Annotated in this window: 13 protein-coding genes; 6 read left to right on the top strand and 7 right to left on the bottom strand. The window is 72.0% G+C overall.

The window, feature by feature from the left end; all coding sequences use genetic code 11:
- The first annotated feature begins 77 nt into the window (after positions 1-77).
- Positions 78-3,140: an Eco57I restriction-modification methylase domain-containing protein gene (locus tag OHS17_RS28955; protein ID WP_330314527.1), complete on the top strand. Its 3,063-nt coding sequence runs from the start codon at positions 78-80 to the stop codon at positions 3,138-3,140.
- Here OHS17_RS28955 and OHS17_RS28960 read toward each other — a convergent pair.
- Entirely contained in the window at positions 3,094-4,329 is a 1,236-nt protein-coding gene (locus tag OHS17_RS28960) for a hypothetical protein (protein WP_330314528.1), read from the bottom strand. The two genes, OHS17_RS28955 and OHS17_RS28960, sit on opposite strands and share 47 nt — an antisense overlap.
- Positions 4,330-4,618: 289 nt before the next feature.
- On the opposite strand from OHS17_RS28960, the gene OHS17_RS28965 reads away from it, so the two are divergent.
- The 4 genes from OHS17_RS28965 to OHS17_RS28980 all read left to right on the top strand — a co-directional run bounded on the left by OHS17_RS28965 (position 4,619) and on the right by OHS17_RS28980 (position 10,577).
- Complete coding sequence (locus tag OHS17_RS28965) at positions 4,619-6,685, top strand: phosphocholine-specific phospholipase C (RefSeq protein ID WP_330314529.1); 2,067 nt, start codon at positions 4,619-4,621, stop codon at positions 6,683-6,685.
- Between the two features lie 148 nt (positions 6,686-6,833).
- Entirely contained in the window at positions 6,834-8,129 is a 1,296-nt protein-coding gene (locus tag OHS17_RS28970) for a cytochrome P450 (protein ID WP_330314530.1), read from the top strand.
- Complete coding sequence (locus tag OHS17_RS28975) at positions 8,126-9,379, top strand: cytochrome P450 family protein (protein WP_330314531.1); 1,254 nt, start codon at positions 8,126-8,128, stop codon at positions 9,377-9,379. The genes OHS17_RS28970 and OHS17_RS28975 overlap by 4 nt, the downstream gene beginning before the upstream one ends.
- 190 nt (positions 9,380-9,569) lie before the next feature.
- A complete protein-coding gene (locus OHS17_RS28980; protein WP_330314532.1) occupies positions 9,570-10,577 on the top strand; it encodes a LacI family DNA-binding transcriptional regulator in 1,008 nt (335 codons plus the stop codon).
- A gap of 48 nt (positions 10,578-10,625) precedes the next feature.
- Here the strand turns inward: OHS17_RS28980 and OHS17_RS28985 are convergent, their stop codons facing one another.
- The 6 genes from OHS17_RS28985 to OHS17_RS29010 form a co-directional block, all read right to left on the bottom strand.
- A complete protein-coding gene (locus tag OHS17_RS28985; RefSeq protein ID WP_330314533.1) occupies positions 10,626-11,333 on the bottom strand; it encodes a glycoside hydrolase family 12 protein in 708 nt (235 codons plus the stop codon).
- 32 nt (positions 11,334-11,365) lie between these two features.
- Complete coding sequence (locus OHS17_RS28990; protein ID WP_330314534.1) at positions 11,366-13,603, bottom strand: glycosyl hydrolase family 95 catalytic domain-containing protein; 2,238 nt, start codon at positions 13,601-13,603, stop codon at positions 11,366-11,368.
- On the bottom strand, positions 13,600-15,576 hold the full coding sequence (locus OHS17_RS28995) for a beta-galactosidase (RefSeq protein ID WP_330314535.1): 1,977 nt from the start codon (positions 15,574-15,576) through the stop codon (positions 13,600-13,602). The genes OHS17_RS28990 and OHS17_RS28995 overlap by 4 nt, the downstream gene beginning before the upstream one ends.
- A gap of 92 nt (positions 15,577-15,668) precedes the next feature.
- On the bottom strand, positions 15,669-16,631 hold the full coding sequence (locus OHS17_RS29000) for a carbohydrate ABC transporter permease (protein ID WP_164627641.1): 963 nt from the start codon (positions 16,629-16,631) through the stop codon (positions 15,669-15,671).
- Positions 16,628-17,704 (bottom strand): ABC transporter permease, encoded by a 1,077-nt coding sequence (locus OHS17_RS29005; protein ID WP_330314536.1) that lies wholly within the window; start codon positions 17,702-17,704, stop codon positions 16,628-16,630. The genes OHS17_RS29000 and OHS17_RS29005 overlap by 4 nt, the downstream gene beginning before the upstream one ends.
- 83 nt (positions 17,705-17,787) lie before the next feature.
- Positions 17,788-19,395, bottom strand: coding sequence for an extracellular solute-binding protein (locus OHS17_RS29010; RefSeq protein ID WP_330315387.1), 1,608 nt, complete (start codon positions 19,393-19,395; stop codon positions 17,788-17,790).
- Positions 19,396-19,843: 448 nt separating this feature from the next.
- On the opposite strand from OHS17_RS29010, the gene OHS17_RS29015 reads away from it, so the two are divergent.
- Positions 19,844-22,705 (top strand): glycoside hydrolase family 3 C-terminal domain-containing protein, encoded by a 2,862-nt coding sequence (locus OHS17_RS29015; RefSeq protein ID WP_330314537.1) that lies wholly within the window; start codon positions 19,844-19,846, stop codon positions 22,703-22,705.
- Positions 22,706-22,739: the final 34 nt, after the last annotated feature.

The following is a 22,739-nucleotide window of genomic DNA, read 5'->3' on the forward strand; positions in this document are numbered from 1 at the left end:
TCCCCGTCTCCGCTGCCCACCGCCACCTCAGCTGGCGACCGTCACCTCCCCACCGTCACCGCCGGGAAGACCGCCTGATGTCCGCCCTCCCCAGCAGCCGGACCCCGGACCGGCTCCGCACGGGGGTGCGCGCCGCGCTCACCACCCTCGGCACCGGATTCCTGCGGCACCCCGCCAACACCGCGCTGCGCGCGCACGCGGACGCCGCCGCCCTCCACAACGCCCTGCTGCGCCTGGTCTTCCGGCTCCTCTTCCTCTTCGTCACCGAGGACCGCGACGTCCTGCTGTCCCCGGACGCGAGCGCCGGCGCCAGGGCGCGTTACGCGGCGCACTTCTCGACGGCCCGCCTCCGCGCCCGTGCGCGCGGCGCCGTGGAGCAGAGTGAGCTGTACGCGGCGCTGCGCGCCGTACTCGACGCCCTCGGTGACCCGGCCGGGGACCCCGGCCTCGGCCTGCCCGGGCTCGGCGGCCTCTTCGCCCCCATGGAGGCCGACGCCCCGCTGCACGGGCTCGCGCTGTCCGACGCGGACCTGCTCACCGCGGTGCGCCAGTTGTCCGAGGCCCCGGACCCGGGCACACGGCGGGCCCGGCCGGTCGACTTCGGCCGCCTCGAAGCGGAGGAGCTGGGGTCCGTCCATGAATCGCTTCTCCAGCTCGTGCCCCGGATCGACGCGGCGGACCGCGCCTTCACGCTGGTCGGGCTCCCCGGCAACGCCCGTAAGACGTCGGGCTCCTACTACACTCCGGCCGCCCTCGTGGAGTGCCTGCTCGACGCCGCGCTCGACCCGGTCCTCGACGCCGCCGTCGCACGCGGCGAGGCAGCGGGCGCCGCCGACCGGGAGCTCCTGGCCCTCACCGTCTGCGACCCGGCCTGCGGCTCCGGCCACTTCCTGGTGGCGGCGGCCCGCCGTATCGCCCGCCGCCTCGCGGACGTGCGCGGAGGCACGACGGAGCCGTACCGCGACGCCCTCCGCGAGGTCGTCGCCCACTGCGTGCACGGCGTGGACCTCGACCCGATGGCCGTCGAACTGGCCAGGATGGCCCTGTGGCTGGAGGCCCCGGAGCCCGGGCGGCCGCTCACCTTCCTCGACGCCCGCGTCAAGCACGGCAACGCCCTGATCGGCGCGGCCCCGGACCTGCTGCGGGGCGGCATCCCGGACGCGGCGTTCACCCCCACGGCGGGCGACGACCGCGCGCACGCCGGGGCCCTGAAGAAGCGGAACAGGGCCGAGCGAAGGGCCTTCCGCGGCCAGGACATCGGACCGGGGCGCGAGGCGGCCGACGCTTGGTGCGCCGCGTTCCTGTGGCGCAGGACGGCGGACGCCCCGCCCGCGGTGACCGACGCGGTCCTCCGCGACTTGTTGGGCGCGCCCCGCTCCACCCACGAGGAGATCGCGCGGCTGCGCCACCGGTACCGGTTCTTCCACTGGCACCTGGAGTTCCCCGAGATCTTCGGCCCCGACGGCATCGGCGGCTTCGACTGCGTCCTCGGCAACCCGCCCTGGGAGCGCATCAAGCTCCAGGAGCAGGAGTTCTTCGCCCAGCACGACGCGGAGATCGCCGCCGCGAAGACGGCCGCCGCCCGCAAACGCCTGATCGCCGCGCTCAAGGAGGACCCGGACCGGGCCGCCCTGCACACCGCGTTCGAGGCGGCCAAGCGCACGGCGGAGGGGACGAGCCACTTCCTGCGCAACGGCGGCCGCTATCCGCTCACCGGGCGCGGTGACATCAACACGTACGCCGTGTTCGCCGAGGCGGGCCGGGCGCTGACCGGCCCGCGCGGCCGGATGGGCATGATCGTGCCGACCGGCATCGCCACGGACGCGACGACCCGCTTCTACTTCAAGGACCTGGTCGACGGGGGCGCGCTCGCCGCCCTGTACGACTTCGAGAACGCCGCGCCCGTCTTCCCCGACGTCCACCGCTCGTTCAAGTTCAGCATCCTGTCCCTGACCGGCCGCGCCCTGCGCGAACCCGCCTCCCGGTTCGCCTTCTTCCTCCGCGACCCGGACGAACTCGCCGACGAGGGGCGGGTGTTCGCGCTCACGCCCGAGGAGATCGCGCTCCTCAACCCCAACACGGGCACCTGCCCGGTCTTCCGGACCCGCCGCGACGCCGAGATCACCCTCGGCATCTACGCACGGCTCCCCGTCCTCATCAAGGAGAGCGACCCGGACGGCAACCCGTGGGGCGTCACCTTCGGCACGATGTTCCACATGGCCAACGACTCGCACCGGTTCCGCACCCGCGAGGAGCTGACGGCCACCGGCTGGGAGGCGGCCGGAAACCACTACGTCAACGGCGACCGGGTCATGCTCCCGCTGTACGAGGCCAAGATGGTCGACGCGTACAACCACCGCGCGGCCGACGTGGTCAAGAGCGCCACCGCCGTCAAGCGCCAGAACCAACCCGCCTATCTGACGGCCGACGCCTGGGCGTCCGCGTCCCGCCTGGCCGTCCCCGGGAACTGGGTGGACCGCGCCGAGACACCGCCCGGCACCCCGCCCGGCCACCTCGCCTTCCTCCGCATCAGCAGCCCCACCAACCAGCGCACCATGATCTCCGCGATCCTGCCCCCGGCGGCGATCGGCGACTCCGTCTTCCTCCTGCACACCCGGAACGCACACGACAGCGCGGCCCTGGTGGCGCACTTCAACTCCTTTGTCTACGACTACGTCACCCGCCAGAAGGCCGCGGGGCTCAACCTCAACTTCTTCTACGTCCGCCAGCTCCCCGTCCTGCCCCCGGCGACCGTCCACCGCCACACGGAATTCCTGACGCCGCGCGTCCTCGAACTCACCTGCACCGCCCACGACATGAGCCCCTTCGCCGCCGACCTGGGGGACACGGGCGGCCCGTTCCGCTGGGACGAGGAACGCCGCCGCCGGATCCGGGCGGAGCTCGACGCGTTCTTCTTCCACCTGTACGGGATCGGCCGGGCCGACACCGCGTACATCCTGGACACCTTCCCCATCGTCCGGCGCAAGGACGAGGCCCGGTACGGCGGCTACCGCACCAAGGACCTCATCCTGACCGCGTACGACCACATGGCCGCCTCGGGGATCGCGACGGGCGGCACCTACACCTCACCGCTCAGCCCACCACCGGGTGCCGGGCCCCGGCACCGGTGTCGCGGGTGACCTCGGCGAGCACCTCGTAGTAGGCCCGGGGCCGCCGCTCGAAGTCCGTCCAGGCGGACAGCGCGTCCAGCTCCCCGCTCGGCGCCCGCAGCAGGTCCACCGAGGTCTGCCCGAAGCGGGCGGTCAGGCCGTCGCGCTCCGCCTCGGCCAGCTGGTGGCGGAGCCGGGCCACGGCGGACCGGGCCCGGCGGCGGTCCTCGGGGTCCGCCCGGAGCATCGTGGCGCAGCCGGTCGCGGGGCCGGCGTCCGTCAGCAGCGGTTCGAGGCGGGCGGCCAGCGCCTCGGCCGCGTTCGCCGCGTCCCGTCCCTCCGGCCCGGCCTCCACCAGCACGTGCAGGGCGGTGACCAGGGCGATCGTCCGGGGGTCGGAGTGGCCGGCGGTGAGGCGGACCACGACGTCGGCGCCGACCGCGTCGGCCGTCCGCCGGGCGGCGGCGACCGCCTGCTCCGCCGTAAGCCGTCCGACGCCCGGCAGTCCGCCCAGCTCCCACACGCCCGCGTCGAGCACATCGCGCACAGTGCGCACGCCCGCGTTCTCCCACTCCTTCGTCCGGAAGCGGCGCCGCTCGTCGTCCCGCAGCCGGGTCACGGGCACCCGGCCCAGCTCCTCGCGCACCCGCTGCTCCCGCAACGGCACCCACGCCTCGCGCACCGCCTCGACGGCCCGCGTGCGGTCCTCCTCCACCGCTGCCGCCGCACCGGCCAGCCGCCAGGCGCGGTCCACCAGGCCGGGACGGACACCGCGCAGCCGGACCGCCGCCCGAATGTTCCCGCCGACGAGACCCACCGCCAGCAGCGGCAGCCCGAACAGGATCAGCCGGTCGGAGAGCGCGATGCGCGCGTCGTAGACGTCGTCGTCCTGGCCCAGGACATACAGCCGCCCCTTGTCCGACCCCTCCGCGACCACGAAACCGGAGTCCCAGCCGTGACCGGTCTCGGGGTCGTAGGAGGGTGCCTTCAACTGCGGATCACGATCGGGGTCGCATCGGTACGCGCCTTCACGCTTGCTCCGGTCGTAGGGGTCCGTCCACCGCACGGTGCATGTGCCGTCCGGCTTCTCGGTGAGCACGGTCAGGTCGAGCTGACGCAGTTCCGGCATCTCCGGCGCGGCCGCGTAGGCGAACGCCGAGCCCGTAATGAGCAGGAGGCCGAGCGCGAGTATCCAGCGAAAGAGAGGTCTGTGTCCCACTCGCGTACCTCGCGTCCTGTCGGTGGTGGCCGTTGCGAGGACAGACTCGCGGAGGGCTGGCCGCTTCCGTCAGGTGTGGATTCGGCAGAACCGAGGGTGCGTAGCTGCCTGGGCCGGGCAGTTTCACGGATCGCCGGGGAATGGACCCGGTCCCGGTGGGTAGGTTCGCCGACTGTTCCGCCCGGCGTCACTCCGTGCACACTGCAAGGGCCTTACGCGGAGGCCGGCGGGTCTGGAACACTCCAGTCGCTCTTCACCCCACATCCCCCCACCGCGAAGGTTTCCCCCCATGGCAGAAATCGACCGTCGCCGGCTCCTGAAGCTCGCCGGGGGCTCCGTCGCCCTCACCGCCCTGTCGAGCAGCATCGCCCGCGCCGCGTCCCTTCCCGCACGGGGGCGTACGGGCACCATCGAGGACGTCGAGCACATCGTCGTGCTGATGCAGGAGAACCGTTCCTTCGACCACTACTTCGGGACGATGAAGGGCGTACGCGGCTACGGCGACCCGCGCCCCGTCACGCTGCCCAGCGGCAAACCGGTGTGGCACCAGGCGGACGCCGCTGGGAAGGAGGTGCTGCCGTTCCGGCCGCCCGCCGACGCGCTCGGGATGCAGTTCCTCCAGGACCTGAACCACGACTGGGCGGGCGGTCACCGGGCGTTCAACAAGGGCGCCTACGACCAGTGGGTGCCCGCCAAGACGGCGACCACGATGGCCCACCTCACCCGGGACGACATCCCGTTCCACTACGCGCTCGCCGACGCGTTCACCCTCTGCGACGCGTACCACTGCTCGTTCATCGGCTCGACCGACCCCAACCGCTACTACCTGTGGAGCGGTTACACCGGCAACGACGGCGCCGGCGGCGGGCCCGAGCTGGGCAACGACGAGCGGGGATACGGCTGGACGACCTACCCGGAGCGGCTCGAAGAGGCCGGGGTGTCGTGGAAGGTGTACCAGGACATCGGCGACGGGCTCGACGCGGCCGGGTCCTGGGGCTGGATCGGTGACGCCTACCGGGGCACGTACGGCGACAACTCGCTGCTGTACTTCAACAGTTATCGCGGTGCCGAGCCGGGCGACGCCCTCTACGAAAAGGCCCGCACCGGCAGCGACCTGAAGAACGGGGGCGGCCTGCTGGACGACCTCAAGGCCGACATCAAGGCCGGGACGCTGCCCTCGGTGTCCTGGATCGTGGCGCCCGAGGCGTACAGCGAGCACCCCAACTGGCCCGCGAACTACGGCGCCTGGTACATCGCGCAGGTGCTGGACGCGCTCACCGCGGACCCGGAGGTCTGGGGACGCACCGCCCTGTTCATCACGTACGACGAGAACGACGGGTTCTTCGACCACGTCGTGCCGCCGTACGTCCCGTCCGGGCCCGCGCAGGGGCTGTCCACCGTGGACACCGCCGCCGACTACTTCCCCGGCGACCTGCGGTACGCGGCGGGCCCCTACGGGCTCGGCCAGCGGGTGCCGATGACCGTGGTGTCACCGTGGAGCACCGGCGGCTACGCCTGCTCGGAGGTCTTCGACCACACCTCCGTCATCCGGTTCATGGAGCGGCGCTTCGGGGTGCACGAGCCGAACATCTCGCCGTGGCGGCGGGCCGTCTGCGGCGACCTCACCTCCGCCTTCGACTTCGGGCGCACGGACCCCTCCGCGCCCGAACTGCCGTCCACCGCCGCCTACGAGCCCCCGGACGGCGACCGGCACCCCGACTACAGGCCCGTGCCGCCCGCCACCGGAGCGGTGCCGCAGCAGGAGCCCGGCTCGCGCCCCACCCGCCCGCTGCCCTACGCGCCGCTGGTGGACGGCACCGCCGACCCGGCCGTCGGCACCTTCCGGCTCACCTTCGGCGGGGGACCGGCGGCCGGTGCGCAGTTCCTCGTGACGTCCGGCAACCGCACGGACGGGCCCTGGACCTACACCACGCACGCGGGCGCCTCGGTCGGGGACACCTGGAACACCGCGTACTCGAAGGGGGTCACCGACCTCACCGTCCATGGTCCGAACGGCTTCCTGCGCTCCTTCCGCAACCCCGGCAAGGCCGCGGGACCGGAGGTGACGGCCCGTCATGACACCGCGACGGGCAACCTCGAACTCACCCTCACCCACTCCGGCACCGGAGCCGTGCGGCTGACCCTGCGCAATGCCGCCCCCTACGGGGGAGAGGTGCAGGCCGTCTCCGTACGTCCGGGGGAGACCGTCCGGCGGACGCTCGACCTGCGCCGCAGCAAGCGCTGGTACGACGTCACCGTCACGAGCGACGCGGACGCCACCTTCCTGCGCCGCTTCGCCGGGCACGTCGAGACGGGCGCGCCCGGGGTGAGCGATCCGGGGCTGCGCACCGGCTGAGGCCCCACGCGGACCGGCCGGCGTGACCATCCAAGGTTCACGATTGATCGCGAATGACCGTCCTGGAGCACGTAAAATCCTTATAGTGAGCGAGTGTTGACCGCGTGATCTTGACGCGTGCCGTCGTTCGCCACAGGAGTCAGGAATCATGACGCGCCCCTCCCCGGCCGAGTCCGCGCCGGTGTCCCCGGACGCCCCCTCCGGCTGCCCGGCCCACGCCGGCGCCGTGCCGCTCTGGGGACCCGGCTTCCAGGCCGAGCCCCAGAGCGTCTACCGCGCGATGCGCCGCGAGCACGGCCCCGTCGTCCCCGTAGAACTGCTCGGCGGCTTCCCGGCCTGGCTGGTCATCGGCTACCGGGAGCTCCACCGGGTCACCAGCGACGGCGAGTTGTACCCGCGCGACGTCGGCCTGTGGAACCAGTGGCCGAACGTCCCCGACGACTGGCCCCTGCTGCCGATGGTCGGGCGGCCCCTGCCGTCCATCTACTTCAGCGCGGGCAAGGAGCACCTGCGGCACGCCCGCATGGTCACCCCCGCCCTCGAAGGCGCCGACCCCTTCCGCATCCGGCAGCACTGCGAGCAGCTGGCCGACCGGCTGATCGACGCGGTGTGCTCCCGGGGCACCGCCGACCTCGTCGCCGAGTTCTGCGAACCGCTGCCCGTGCTCGTCCTCGCCCGGCTCGTCGGATTCCCCGACGAGGAGGGAGCCGACATCGCGCGCGTACTGAAGGACCTCGCGGACGGCGGGCCGGAGGCACAGAGCGCCCATCTGCGGTTCGGCGAGCACATGGCCCGCCTGCTCGCCGCGAAACGGGCCGAGCCGGGGGACGACGTGACCTCCCGGATGCTCGAATACCCCGAGGAGTTCACCGACGAGGAGTACACGCTCGACCTGATGGCCATCACGGCCGCCGGACACCTGCCGACCGCCGACTGGATCAGCAACTCGGTCCGGCTGATGCTCACCGAGGACGAGTTCGCCGACTCCATGGCCGGCGGCCGGCGCAGCATCGGCGAGGCCATGAACGAGGTGCTGTGGGAGGACACCCCCACCCAGATCCTGGCCGGCCGCTGGGCCGCCCGCGACACCCAGCTGGGCGGGCAGCGCGTCAAGGCCGGGGACATGCTGCTCCTCGGGCTCGGCGCCGCCAACACCGACCCGCTGATCCGCCAGGGCGTATCCGGCGGACCGGGCCCCGCCCAGGGCGGCAACGGCGCGCACCTCGCCTTCAGCCACGGCGAGTACCGGTGCCCGTTCCCCGCCCAGGAGATCGCCGAGATCATCGCCAGGACCGGCATCGAGGTCCTGCTCGACCGGCTGCCCGACCTCCGGCTCGACGTCGCCGTCGAGGACCTGGTCCGGCGGCCCTCCCCCTTCCTGCGCGGCAACACCACGCTCCCCGTCCGGTTCACCCCCGTACGCACGACAGGAGAATTCTCGTGACCTGCCCCCATGCCGCCCAGGCCGCGGCCAGCCAGGGTGCCACCGTGGTCATCGACCCCATGGTCCAGGACCTCGACGGCGAGACCGCGCTGCTGCGCGACGCCGGGCCGCTGGCCCGGATCGAGCTCCTCGGCGTGCCCGCGTGGACCCTCACCCGGCACGCGGACGCCCGGCGCCTCCTGGTCGACCCGCGCCTGGTCAAGGACATCAACGCCTGGGGGCTCTGGCAGAGCGGCGAGGTGACGCACGCCTGGCCGCTCATCGGCATGATCGACGCCGGACGGTCGATGTTCACCGTCGACGGCGCGGAGCACCGCAGGCTGCGCACCAAGACCTCCCAGGCGCTCACGCCCCGCCGCCTGGAGGCGATACGCCCCGACATCGAGAAGTTCACCGCCGAGCTGCTGGACGCGCTGGAGGAGGGCGGCCGGGACGGGGCCGTCGTGGACCTCAAGTCGGTGTTCGCCCAGCCGCTGCCCATGCGGGTCGTCGGCATGCTGATGGGGGTCGACCCGGCGGAGAACGCCATGCTGACCCGTCAGTACAAGAAGTTCTTCTCCATGCTGACCCCGCAGGACGAACGGCTCGCGCTCCTCGCCGACCTGGACGTCTTCTACGCCGGACTCGTACGCGAGAAGACCGCGCGCCCCACCGACGACCTGACCTCCGCGCTGATCCTGGCCGAGGAGGGCGGCGAGCCGCTGACCGAGGAGGAGGTCGTCGGCAACCTCAAGGCCATGGTCGCCGCCGGGCACGAGACCACGATCGGGCTCATCCTCAACGCCGTACGCGCCCTGCTCGCCCACCCGGACCAGCTGCGGATGGTCCTCGACGGCGAGGTCTCCTGGGACACCGTGATCGAGGAGACCCTGCGCTGGGACACCCCGACCACCCACCTGCTGATGCGGTTCGCCACCGAGGACATCCAGGTCGGCGACTCCGTCATCGCCAAGGGCGAGGGCGTGGTCATCTCGTACCGGGTGATCGGCCGCGACCCCGAGCAGCACGGCCCGGACGCCGACGCCTTCGACATCACGCGCTCCACCCCGATCCGGCACATGACCTTCGGGCACGGCCCGCACATCTGCCCCGGCGCCGCGCTCTCCCGCGTCGAGGCGGGCATCGCCCTGCCGGCGCTCTTCGCGCGCTTCCCGGAGCTGCGGCTCGCGATCCCCGACGCCGAGCTGCGCAACCTCCCGGTGATGACACAGAACGACATGGAGTCCTTCCCGGTGCTGCTCGGTGGCTGAACCGGTGTGACGGGGAGGCGGCCGGCGGGCATATCGTTGCGGTAGCCGGAAGCCACCCCTGTGTCGAAGCGCTTCGACAGATGGTCTGGACATGCTGTCACGGCAGGGCTAGGCTCACGCTGTCTCTCCACGTCACGGCTGGAGGGAGCGGAGTCGAAGCGCTTCGCCAGTCCGACCGTGAGGGAGAGCCGTGGTCACCCTGGCCGAGGTCGCGCAGCACGCCGGAGTCTCCGCGAGCACGGTGAGCTACGTCCTCAGCGGGAAGCGGTCCATCTCCGTCGCCACCCGCGAGCGCGTCGAGCAGAGCATCCAGCAGCTCGGCTACCACCCCAACGCCGGGGCCCGGGCGCTCGCCAGCAGCCGGTCCAACATCATCGCGCTGATGGTGCCGCTGCGCACCGACATGTACGTGCCCGTGATGATGGAGATCGCCATCGCGGTCGCCACCACCGCCCGCACCCACGGCTACGACGTCCTCCTCCTCACCGGCGAGGAGGGGCCCGCGGCGGTGCGGCGGATCGCCGGCAGCTCGCTGGCCGACGCGATGATCCTGATGGACGTCGAACTGCACGACGAGCGCCTTCCGTTGCTGCGCGAGACCGACCGGGCCGCCGTCCTCATCGGCTTGCCCGCCGACACCACCGGACTGACCTGCGTGGACCTCGACTTCGAGGCCACCGGCGCGCTCTGCGTGGAGCACCTGGCCGGCCTCGGCCATCGCGAGATCGCCGTCATCGGCGAAGCCGCCGCGGTCTACGAGCGCCACACCGGCTTCGCCGAGCGGACCGTCGACGGCGTACGCGCCAAGGCGCGGGAGACCGGGGTGCGCGTGCTGCACCGCCCCTGCGAGGGCGGATACGCGGCGATGGCCCAGACCCTGTCCCGGATATTCGACGAGCGCCCCGGCACCACCGGCTTCATCGTGCAGAACGAGGCGGCGGTGGAGCCGCTGCTCAACCTGCTCCGCCAGCAGGGCAAGGCCGTCCCCGAGGACGTGTCGGTGGTGGCGATCTGCCCCGAACAGGTGGCCACCCAGGCATCGGTGCGGCTGACCTCCGTCGCCATACCGGCGCAGGAGATGGGCCGCCGCTCCGTCGAGCACGTCGTCGCCAAGCTGTCCGGCCGGGGCACCGACGAAGTCGAGCTGCTGGCACCGGAACTGACGGTGCGTGAGAGCACCGGGCCCGCTCCTCGGTGACCGCGTGAGCCGGCCCTCGCGCGGGGGCCGGCTCCTCAGCTGTGCGGGTCAGCTCGCGGAGACGCCGAATCCGTTCGTACGGAAGTCGAGCCCGCCGGCCGACGAGGTGATCTCGTAGCCGAACTGGACGTCACCGATGGTCTCGTTGCCCCACCAGCCCTTGGTGTCCTTGATCCACTTCAGGATCGGCAGGATGTCCACCGTGCCCGAGGTGGAGTCCGAGGTCCGCAGGAACGAGAAGACCTGGTTGGAACCGTTGTCGCCCTTGTACACGGTCCAGGTGTGCCCGCCCAGCGTCAGATTGCCCTGCGAGGTGCCCAACGGGCCCACGGCGCCGTTGTAGTTGACCCAGAGCATCACCTCGTAGTCGTAGTCGCTGTCCCAGATGTCGTACGAGGTGTTGTACGCGCCGGACGACGGGACCGTGACGTTGTACGTGCTGGTGAGCGACGACAGCGAGCCGATCGGCTTGTCCACCACCTTCTTGGCGTTCGGGTACGACTTGATGCCGCCGGTGTTCGGGTGGTCGGCCCAGACGCCCCAGTCCGAGGAGGAGTTGGCCCAGATGGACTGGGTGCCCGCGCCGGAGCCCCAGATGTTGTTGTAGAGGGTGTAGTTGTCGGAGGTGGTGTACGTGCCCCACTGGTCCGACGAGGACCAGACGGCCGCCTGGGCCGGGGCGGAGGCGAAGCCGACGAGGGCAGCCAGGGCCACCGCCGGGGTCAGGGCGAGCCTGCTGAGGGTGCGTCGTGCCATGGGTCGTCCTTCCATGGTGGGTGGGGGGAGTGCTACCGCGCCCGGAGTTCCAGGACGCGGTCCACGCCGGCCGTCAGCTCCAGGAGAGCCGAGGGGGAGCCGGCGGAGGCTTCGGTGAGGGTGTGGGCCCCGCCCATGCGGACGTCGACGCGGGCATCGCGCTCCGGGCGCAGGACCGCCGTCGCGGTGCCGTCGGGCGACCAGCGCAGGTCCACGGACGCGCCGAACCGCGTACGCGCACCGCGCAGTTCACCGCCCGGACAGCCCGCGAGCGGTGCGGGCAGCAGGACCAGGCGGCGCGGCGTCGACTGCACCAGCGACTCGATCACGGCCGCGGGCAGGGCATGCGCCGCGTCCGCGTTGTACACATTGCGGCCCGGGTAGTGGGCGCTCATCAGCGAGTCGTGGAAGAAGTCGCCCGCGAGGACCGACCGGACCGCCGCCGAGGCACGCACCCCGTCCCGCAGCCGGGCCGCGATCAGCGCGTGGTGCAGATGGCCGTGGGCCGAATCGTTCTCCGCGCCCCGCAGTTCGAGCGCCCGGTGCGCGGCGGCGGCCAGCTCGGGCGTGTCGTACGGGTTGACCGCGTCCAGCGGCCACACCGGGTACAGGTGGCTGAGGTGGCGGTGGTCGTACGTCTCCGCGAGCCCCGGCCACGCCCACTCGGCGAGCGCGCCGTCCTCGTTGACCCGGTAGTCGGCGAGCCGGTCCGCCAGCGCACGGCGGCGTTCGGCGACCCGGGCATCGGGGGAGCGGTCGGCCGAGGCGGTGAGCGCGTGGCGGGCCGCCGCCAGGTCCATCGTCGCGTCGACCGTGCCCCAGCTCGCGTTGGCCGGACGGTTCTCCGGCGAGTACGAGGGCACGACGGCCACCCGCCCGTCCGGGCCGGTCCGGGTCAGGAAGTCCTCGTAGAACAGGGCCGTTTCGTGCAGGGCGGCGGTCAGCCGAGGGTCCTCGGCCCCCGTCGTCTCCGCGTGCTCGATCAGCGGCTCCAGGAGCCAGTCCGCGCCCGCCGTCCACAGGTGCAGCGGGTAGGCGCGCTGGTAGTGCCGGGTGTGCCCGGACTCGCCGTCCGTGTGCGACGGGGCCACGATGCCGCGCGCCCCGAAGATCGCCCGCGCGTTGTCCCGCCAGTCCGCGAGCCGCCCGTACACCAGCGCCGCATGGGCCTCGGACACCTCCGGCAGCGCCGCCGCCGCGGCCGAGGCGATCTGGAGGTTCAGGTTGGCGTTCGTCGTGAACGCCCCCGACCAGGCGGTGTCCCAGTCGCCCGTCCAGAGCCCGGTCAGCCGTGGCGGCAGCGTCCCGGACGCGGACAGCAGGTGGTAGCGGCCCGCCGCGCACAGCCGCTCCAGCAGCGCCGGGCTGTCCGGCCGACGGACCAACTCCGAGCCCGGCAGCGCCCGTTCCGCCGGGTCCGCGCCCAGGGTGAGCGCCGCCCGCTCGAAGGCGGGCCGGTGCAGCGCCACATGCCGGGCCAGCAGCGCGGCATACCCGTCGCCCGGCAGCGAGGCGCACTCCGCCGCCAGATCCAGGTGCCCGGTGTGCCGTCGCACCCGGGTCAGCAGCAACAGGCTCCTCGCGCCCTCGACCCGGACGCCCTCGCCCGCCACCGAGACCCGCCCGCCCTCCGTGCGGAGCACCGTCGCGCCGGTGTACGCGAGCTCGCTGTCCGGGTAGCCCGCGCGCAGCGTCAGCCGGGCCCCGTCCGGGGTGAGCACGGTGCTCCGGCCGACGGCCAGACGCGGCGGGGCGCCCGGCAGGGCGTGGTCGAGCGTCACGTCCACGGCGAGCCCCGGCCCGGTGACGTGCTGGACGATCACGTCGTCGGCGCGCGAGACGAAGACCCGGCTGCGCCAGGACTCGCAGGCGGCGGTGATCTCACCGGTGGCGAAGTCGACCGCCCGCCGGTAGGCCGCGGCCGGGTCGGCGGCGTTCCCGGGCACCGGCCGGACCCGGGTCTGGAAGGCCGGGTGGAAGGGCTGCACCCACACCAGCGGACGGCCCGCGCCGAAGTGCTCCGCCGCCCCGGTGTCCCCGGCGAGCAGCGCGCTCTGCACCCGGCCCAGCCGGTCCGCCAGCTCCGGCGGCCGGACCCGCTGGCTGCCGTTGGGCCGGACCAGGGTGTGATGGTTGACGATCACGCGGTCGTCGGCCGGGTCGCCGTACACCATGGCGCCGTGCCGGCCGTTGCCGCCGAGGAAGGCGTCCTCCCAGCGGGCGGCGGGGCGCGGCTCCCAGGTGGAGTCGATGTCCGTACGTCCGGTCACGGCGCGGATCTCCGCAGTACCGCGACGCCGTAGCGGCCGAGCGCGATCCGGTCCGTCACCACGCGGCCGGTGAGCAGGTCCTCGTACACGCCGGGCACGGTGACCGTGACCATCTCGCGGCGGTGGTGCAGCAGGAACAGCAGCTCGCCCCGGCGCACCGCCTCCACCCCCTCGGGCAGCCCGGCGAGGACCGGCTCGACCCCGGCCTCCCGGACCACACCGGCCAGGAGGGTCCGCAGCGCCGGGGGCTCGGGGAGCGTCGACACGTACACCGCGCGGCCCCGGCGCAGCACGGCGGGCAGCCCGGCGAGCTCGCCGTCGCGGTAGGCGGCCAGCACCTCGGTGCCCTCGGCCGCCTCCAGCTCCTCCGACCAGAGGGTGCCCCGGAAGCCGTCGCACTCCACGGTCTCGTCCGTTTCCAGCGGCCACCACTCGTGCAGGGTCGCGATCCCGAACAGCTCGCGCAGCCGGGCGTCCATCCCGCCCGGCCGGACGCGGTCGTCCACGTCCGCGACGCCGCTGAAGAAGCCGCACACCAGGTGCCCGCCGCCCGCCACGTACGCCACGAGGTTGTCGACCGCCGCGTCGTCGAGGAGGTAGAGGTGCGGGACGAGGACCGCCTTGTACCGGCTCAGCTCGGCGTCGGGGCGGGCGAAGTCCGTGGGTGTGCCGTTCTCCCACAGCGCCCGGTGCCAGCGCCGGATCACCTCCGCGTAGTCGAGCCGCGCGGACGGGGCGCCCTCCTGGGCGCCCGCCCACCAGGCGTCCCAGTCGTGCAGGACAGCCACCTCGGCGGCCACGCCCGTACCGGACACGGCGGACCCGATCGCGGCCAGTTCACCGCCCAGTTGCCGGGTTTCGCGGAAGGAGCGGCCCTGCTCACCGGCGTGGCCGAGCATGCCCGAGTGGAACTTCTCCGAGCCCTGCCGGGACTGCCGCCACTGGAAGTAGCAGACCGCGTCGGCGCCGCGCGCCACCGACTGGAGCGACCAGAGCCGGTTCAGCCCCTCCGGCTTCGGGTGGTTGACGCCCCGCCAGTTCACCGCGCCGGCCGCCTGCTCCATCAGCATCCACGGGCCGTCCGCCTGCGAGCGCGTCATGTCGGCGAGCATCGCGTTGTACTGCCCGCCCTGCGGGTCGCGCGGGTCCGGGTAGACGTCGACCGAGACGATGTCCTCCTCGGCCGACCACGCCCAGGCGTCCTGCCCCGACCACAGGGGCATGAAGTTGGTGGTCACCGGGATGTGCGGGGTGTGCCGGGCGACGATGTCGCGTTCGGCGGTGAAGCACTCCATGAGCGCGTCGGACGTGAAGCGTTTGAAGTCCAGTACCTGGGTGGGGTTCCTCATGTACTGCGCCTTGCGCGGCGGCAGGATCTCCGTCCACGCGTCGTAGTGCTGGCTCCAGAATGCCGTGCCCCAGGCGTCGTTGAGGGCGTCGAGCGTCCCGTACCGGCCGCGCAGCCAGCGGCGGAAGTGGCCCGCCGTCTCGTCGCACCAGCAGTGCGTGCAGTACTCGTTGTTGATGTGCCACACGGTGAGCGCCGGGTGCTCCGCGTACCGCGCGGCCAGGTCCTCGGTGAGCGCGGCGGCGTAACGGCGGTAGACCGGCGAGCTGGGGCAGAACTGCTGGCGCGAGCCGTACCAGACGATGGACCCGTCCTCCGCGCGCGGCAGCGTCTCCGGGTGCCGGGCCCCCATCCAGGGCGGCGGGGAGGCGGTCGGGGTGGCGAGCACGACGCCGATGCCGTGGGCGTGCATCAGGCCCATCAGCCGGTCCAGCCAGTCGAACTCCCGGGCGCCCGGGCGGGGTTCGATCCTCGCCCAGGAGAAGACGCCGAGGGTGACGGAGTTGACCCCGGCCTCCTTCATCAGTCGGACGTCGTCCTCCCACACCTCCTCGGGCCACTGCTCGGGGTTGTAGTCGCCTCCGAAGAGGATGCGGCCACGGGCCGCGTCGCGCAGGGACGGCATGGCGTCTCCGGTTCTCCTGGGTGGGGGTTCAGGGGATGTCTTGCCGATCAGGGTCGGATCAGCAAGACACCCCCCGGGGTGCGGGGCGCCGGTCAGCCCTTCACGGCGCCGGTGAGCATGCCCTTCTGGAAGTGCTTCTGGACGAACGGCGACAGCACCGCGACCGGGATCAGCGCGAGGATCATCACCGCCATCTGCACGGCGAGGCTGTTGATCTGGCCACTGCTGACGGCCGCGCCCATCGCGCCGGGCGGCACCTGGTGCTGGAGGACCAGCTGACGCAGGATCATCTGCAACGGGTACTTGTCGCTGTCCTGGATGTAGAGCATCGCGTTGAACCACTGGCTCCAGTAGCCCACCGCGTAGAACAGCGAGATCACCGCGATCACCGCGCGCGACAGCGGCATGATGATCTGGAGCAGGATGCGCCACTCGCCGGCCCCGTCGATGCGGGCCGCGTCGATGAGTTCGGGTGCGGTGTCCATGAAGAAGCCGCGCAGCACCAGCACGTTGAACACGCTGATCGCGCTCGGCAGGATCATCGACCAGTAGCTGTCGCTCAGCCCGATCCCGGTGACCAGCAGATACGTCGGGATGAGCCCGGCGCCGAAGAACATGGTCGCCATCAGGGTCATCAGCAGCGGTCGGTGCGCGTACGAGTCGCGGCGGCTGAGCCCGTACGCGCAGAGGATCGAGACGACCATGCTGACGGCTGTACCGACGACGGTGAGACCGACGCTGACGGCGGCGGCACGGGTCACGGCGCCCCCGCTCAGCAGCTCCTTGTACGCGACGAAGGTGATGTGCTTCGGCCAGACGACCAGACCGCCCGCGTCGTTGATGGTTCTCGTGTCGGAGAGGCTGGTCACCAGCACCACCCAGATGGGGACGATGATGACCGCGCAGATCGCGACGAGCCCGAAGCCCTTGAAGGCGAGACCGGCCTTCGTCGGCTCCTCCTCCCACACGGGGCGCGGTTCGATGCGCAGGGCGCGCTGGAGGCGTGTCTCGGTGGGGGGCGCCGGTTCCGCCCGCTGGTCCAGGAGAGTTGTCATTTCTTCGAGTACACCCCCTGCTCGCCCAGCATGTGGGCGACCTTGTTGGCACCCAGCACCATGGCGACGCTGAACAGCCCCTTGAAGATCCCGGCGGCGGCCGCGTAGCCGAAGTCGCCGGTCTTGATGCCCGTCCACCAGATGTAGGTGTCCAGGATTTCCGAGGCCCCCGCGCCCACCTGGTCGCGCTGGAGCAGGATCTGCTCGAAGTCGAGGTTGAGCGCGCTGCCCACCCGCAGCACGAGCAGCAGGGCGATGACCGGGCGCAGCGCGGGCAGCGTGACGTGCCACATGCGGCGCCAGCGGCCGGCCCCGTCGACGGCGGCGGCCTCGTACAGATCGGTGTTGACGGCGGCGAGCGCGGCCAAGAAGACGATGACGCCCCAGCCGGCGTCCTTCCACACGGCCTGCGCGCTCACCAGGAACTTGAAGAAGCCCGGGTCGGTCATCAGGTCGAAGCCCTCGTGACCGTGTTCGCGCAGCCACTGGGCGACCAGTCCGGCGCCGCCGAACATCTGCTGGAACACCGTGACGACGAGCACCCAGGAGAAGAAGTGCGGCAGATAGACGACCGCCTGCACCCAGGCCCTGACCCGGGTGCTCATGATCGTGTTGAGCAGCAGCGCGATGGCGATCGGGATCGGGAAGAACAGGACCAGCTGGGTCACGAAGATGACCAGCGTGTTCACGAGGACTTCCCAGAACCGGTAGTCCTCGAAGATCCGGGTGAAGTTGTCGAACCCGACGAACGGGCTGCCCGTGATGCCCAGGTCGTATACGTCGTAGTCCTGGAAGGCCACGATGTTCCCGAGCAGCGGGATGTAGTTGAAGATCAGCAGCAGCGCGATGGCCGGCATCGTCATCAGGATCAGCGTGCGGTCGCGCCGTAGCCGCTGCCGCCAGGTGATACCGCCCCGTTCCCGCCGGGGCCCGGGAACGCTTCCGGCTCGCGCCCTGCCCGCCTTCTTCGTCTCCCCGCCGTCGCCGTCCCCGGCGCCGCTCCCGCCGGCCGGGACGCCCGTCCCGCCGGCGGCGCGGTCCGGGGCGGCCGCGACCGTGGCCCGTGCCTTCACCGTGTGCTCCCCATGTCGTGCTCCTGAGCCCGGCCGCCGGGCAGTGCGTACCCGGCGGCCCCCTTGCTTGCCTTACGTACGCGTCAGTTGCCGGAGCCGTTCTTGTCGAGGATGTCCTGGTACCAGTCGCGCAGCTTGTCGCCGCCGCTCTTCTTCCAGGTGTTCACCGCGTCCTCGACGTCGGAGACCTTCTTGCGCCCCCGGCGGATGTCCTTCTGGAGGTCGTCGAAGGGCGTGTACAGGGAGGCGTAGCGCTGCGGCTCGACCACCTGCATGCCGAAGAAGAGGGGCTTCTTGATGTGCGGTGCCTGGCGCGCCATCCAGCCCGCGTAGTCCTTGGCCAGCTGCGGCTGGTCCGGGTAGGCGATGGAGGTGGGCGGCGAGGCCACGAACAGGAACGTGGAGGGCTGCGCCTCCTCGACACCCTGCGGGGTGTATGTCGGGGTGCCGTCCTTGATGGTGTAGTGGGTGCCCTTCACGCCGTAGTTGGTGAGCATGAACTCCTCGGTGCCGAACGGCGCGGCCGCGTAGTCGGCGATCGCGAGGAACTCCTGGATCTTGTCCTTGGAGAGGTTCTTGCTGAGGAAGGTGAAGATGCCCGCCGGGTCGTCCTGCCACAGCACCGGGTCGCCGCCGTCGTGGCCGAAGAAGTCCAGCGCCTGCATGTCGAACTTCGGGTTGGCGGCGGCCTGTTCGGTGACCATGCCCTTCCATCCGCCGGTGCCGTCGTTGTACATGACGACGTGTCCGCTGGTGAAGCGGATCTTCGCGTCGGCGTCCTTGTTGGCCTCGGCGTCCGGGTGGATGTACCCGCCGTCGTGGAGCTTGCGGGCGAAGGCCAGCGCCTCCCGGTACGCCTGTGTCTCGATCTTGTGGACCAGCTTGCCGTTCTCCAGCTGCCAGTAGTGCGGCGCGTCCGGGAGCAGCCCGAATATCTTCTGGATGCACGTCCACAGGTCGTCGAAGGCCCACACCTTCTTCTTGGGGGCCGTGTACTCCTTGCCGAAGGCCAGCAGGTCGTCGGCGCTCGCCGGGACGGCGCCGGAGCCGGTCAGGTCCTTGCGGTAGAAGATCGCGTTGCCGATGACCGGCGTCGGCATGGGCAGTCCGCGCAGCTTGCCGCCGAAGACCGAGTACTGCCAGGCACCGGTGGGGATGTTGGCCAGGTTGGGGTACTTCTTGACGGCGTCGCCCGCGAGATACGGGGAGAGGTCGGCGAACTTCGCGGTGATGGCGTTGCGGATCTGCCCCTGCATGTTCCAGCCGGGGATCGTCATGACGTCCGGGATGTCCGAGCCGGCGAGGACCGCGCCGATCTTGTCCTGGTACGTGTTGCCGTCCTGCGGGTCGAAGTTGAGCGTCGCCCCGACCGCCTTGTTCACGGCCGTGTAGTACGGGTTGTTCTTCTTCGGCACCGTGCCCCACAGCGGGGTCATCACCCGGAACTGCGAGCCCTTGCCCGGCACCGACTTGACCGAGACCACCAGCGGGTCCGGGAGCTTGGTGAAGCCCGGGCTCGAACCGTTCACGCCGGGGACGTCGGGCTGGACCAGGTTCAGCGGGGCGTAGCTCGGCACGACCTTCTGCAGGGCCTTGCCCGTGGTCGTGCCCTCCTTGCTCCCGGCGCCGGAGCCGGAACCGCCGCACGCGGCGAGCAGCGGCACCCCGCCGGCCACGGCGACGGCCGCCACCACGCCCGAGGCGAGGAAGCTTCTCCGGCTCGGGGCGGAGGCGGAGGGGGAGGAATTCGGCGTCATTGCGTCAACCCTTCGAGGCGCACCAGGTGCGGCGGTTCAACGGGGAGGCGCCCTACGGTGTCGCCGTCCCGGGGAATCAGGGGCGAGGGCGCCCCTTCGCAAGTCTGTCGAAGCCCTGTCGAAGCGCTTCGATGTTGCAGCGAGGTTAAGTGAAGGGTCCCGGTCGCACAAGAGTCCGTTTACAGATTCCTCCGACCTGTTTCCACGCCGCCCCTGGTGCAACGCGGGCGTACAGGTGGGAGAGGTCGAGGACGGGCCCTTGACACGCGCGGGGTCGGCCGTCGAGCATCGAAGCGCTTCGAAAGATCGTCCGAGGCTGCTCAGTGGCCCGCATGACGCGCCGGCACCGCCATACCTCCCACCTTTGACGAAGGACCCGCACGTGACGGAACAACCGCAGCCCTTCCGCGACCCGCGACTGCCCTTCGCGGAGCGCGTCGACGACCTGCTCCGGCGGCTGACCCCCGATGAGCGCGTCGCGATGCTGCACCAGTTCGCCCCGGCGGTCGACCGGCTCGGGCTCGCCGCCTTCCGCACCGGCCAGGAGGCGCTGCACGGCGTCGCCTGGATGGGCCGGGCCACGGTCTTCCCGCAGGCCGTCGGGCTCGGCGCCACCTGGAACGACGACCTGGTCCGCCGCATCGGCGAGGCCGTAGGCGACGAGGTCCGCACCAAGCGCGCCCACGACGACCGGGTCGGGCTCAACGTCTGGGCGCCCACCGTCAACCTGCTGCGCCACCCGCTCTGGGGGCGCGGCGAGGAGGGGTATTCCGAGGACGCCGGGCTCACCTCCGCCATCGCCGTCGCGTACACCCGGGGCCTGCGCGGCGACCACCCGCACTACTGGCGCACCGCCCCCGTCCTCAAGCACTGGCTCGCCCACAACAACGAGACCGACCGCGACACCTCGTCCTCCTCGGTCCGCCCGAGGGTGCTGCACGAATACGACCTCAGGGCCTTCCGCGACGCCGTCCGCGCGGGCGCGGTGGCCGGCGTGATGCCCGCGTACAACCTGGTCAACGGGCGCCCCAACCATGTGTCGCCGCTGCTCTCCCGGCACCTGCGGAGCTGGACCGAACAGCCCCTGGCCGTCTGCTCCGACGCGGGCGCACCCACCAACCTGGTCGACTCCGAGCACTACTTCGACACCCACGAGGAGGCGACCGCCGCCGCCCTGCGCGCCGGTGTCGACAGCTTCACCGACCACGGCCAGGACTCCTCCGTCATGACCGCCCGCATCCAGGGCGCCCTGAAGCGCGGCCTCCTGGACGAGCAGGACATCGACACCGCCGTCCGCCGCCTGCTCCACATGCGCTTCGCCCTCGGCGAGTTCGACCCCGGGCTGGACCCGTACGCGGACACCGAAGCCCTCGACACCGAGGAGCACCGGGCGCTCGCCCGGGAGGCCGCCGAGCAGGCCGTGGTGCTCCTGAAGAACGACGGGCTGCTGCCGCTCGCCCCGGACGCCGGCCGGACCGTCGCCGTCGTCGGGCTCCTCGCGGACGCCTGCAAGCTCGACTGGTACAGCGGCACCCTGATCCACCGCTCCACCCCGCTCGACGGACTCCGCGAACGCTTCGGCGCCGATCACGTGATCCACGCCGAGGGCGCCGACCTGGTCCGCGTCAAGTGCGCGGACGGCTGGCTGCACATCCCCGAGGCGGACCCGGCCGGTGACGCGGCGCAGGGCCCGGAGGGCGCCCTCGACCCGGCGCTGCTCGCGGGCCGCACCGACCTGCCCCCGCTGACCTGTGCCGACACCCCGTCCGAGCTGGCGCTCGTGGACTGGGGCGGCGGTGTGATCACCCTGCGGGAGCCGGACGGCCGCTACCTCTCGGTCGCCGAGGACGGCCGGGTACGCGCCTCCGCGGACGAGCCGGGCGGCTGGATCGTCCAGGAGACTTTCCGGTGGGAGGCGGTGGAAGGGCATGCGGGCGGTCACCGCCTTCTGCACATCGGAACGGGTGGGTATGTCTCAGTCGCCGCCGACGGCGTAAAGGTTGCCGCCCCGGACGAGAAAAATCCGGCCGCCGCCACCGTCTTCGAGACCGAGGTGACCGAGCGCGGCGAGGACGCCGTCGCCCGCGCCGCCGCGGCCGCCGACACCGTGATCGTGGTCGTCGGCAACGACCCGCACATCAACGGCCGCGAGACCGAGGACCGCGCCACACTCGACCTGCCCGCCCAGCAGGAACGCCTCTGGCGCGCCGCCCACGCCGCCAACCCGCGCACCGTCCTGGCGGTCACCTCCGCCTACCCGTACGCCCTGTCCGACGCCGCCGCCACGCTGCCCGCGCTGCTGTGGACCGCGCACGGCGGCCAGGCGGCGGGCACCGCGCTGGCCCGCGTCCTCGCCGGCGACGTCTCCCCGGCCGGGCGCCTCCCGCAGACCTGGTACGCCTCCGACGCGGAGCTGCCCGGCCTGCTGGACTACGACATCATCGGCTCGCGGCAGACCTACCTCTATTACAAGGGCACCCCGCTCTATCCGTTCGGCCACGGGCTCACCTACAGCGACTTCACGTACAGCGACCTGACCGCCGTACGCGAGGGCGACCTGCTGCACGTCTCGCTGAACGTCACCAACACGGGCGCCGTCGCCTCCGACGAGGTCGCCCAGCTGTACGTACGGGCCGTGGCCCCGTCCGTACCCCGGCCGCTGCGTCAGCTCGTGGGGCACCGCAGGCTGCACCTGGCACCCGGGGCGGCCGAGCGCCTCGCGTTCACCGTGCCGGTCGAGGAACTGGGCCACTGGGACGTGGCGCACGGCCGCTGGACCGTCGAGCCCGGCGCGTACGAGTTCCGGGCGGGCGCCTCAAGCACGGACATCCGGAGCGTCGCGGTCGTCACCGTCGACGGCGAACCGGCCGGGCCGCGCCCGGTCCTGGTCCGGGGTCTGGAGGCGGCCGACTACGACGAGCAGCTGGGCACCGCGATCGTGGACCGGGCGAAGACGGACGGCGACGCGGTCACCGCCACCGCCGAGACCAACGCACTCCTGTACCGCCACTGCGACTTCGGCGCCGGTACGAGCGGCGTCGAGGTCCTGGCCTCCGGCGAGGGGGCCGTCCTGATCACCGTCGGCGGCTCCACCGTCACCGTCCCGGTGCCCGCCACGGACGGACCGTACGACCACCGCGCCTTCCGCGCCGGTCTGACCGCCTCCGGCACCGGCGACCTGCGCATCTCGCTGCGCGGCACGGTCCGGCTGGCCCGGCTCGGCTTCACCGGGAGCGGCGCGTGAAACCCCGCAGCCTCCCCGTTCCCCCTTCCGATGC

It is taken from the genome of Streptomyces sp. NBC_00523, assembly GCF_036346615.1.
Taxonomy (GTDB): Bacteria; Actinomycetota; Actinomycetes; order Streptomycetales; family Streptomycetaceae; genus Streptomyces.